The 203-nt window shown below is 72.9% G+C and carries 1 protein-coding gene; it reads right to left on the reverse strand.

Annotated features, from left to right (window positions below):
- On the reverse strand, nt 1-203 hold a 203-nt coding region (locus VR44_RS40845; protein ID WP_045952773.1), incomplete at both ends, for a GNAT family N-acetyltransferase.

The following is a 203-nucleotide window of genomic DNA, read 5'->3' on the forward strand; positions in this document are numbered from 1 at the left end:
AACGTAGAGGCTGACCACGGGCGCGACGTCCCGGAGGGCGAACTCGACGACGGCCGCCATGCCGGTCTCGGAGTGCCCGCGGCCGCGGAACTCGGGGGCCACCCAGACGCCCTGGATCTGGCAGGCCTCGGCGGTGGCGGCGCCGATCTCGGCCTTGAAGACGACCTTGCCGTTCTCCACCCGGGCGAAGGAGCGGCCGCTGT

Origin of the sequence: Streptomyces katrae (assembly GCF_000966975.1) — a bacterium.
In the GTDB taxonomy this organism is placed as follows: domain Bacteria; phylum Actinomycetota; class Actinomycetes; order Streptomycetales; family Streptomycetaceae; genus Streptomyces; species Streptomyces katrae.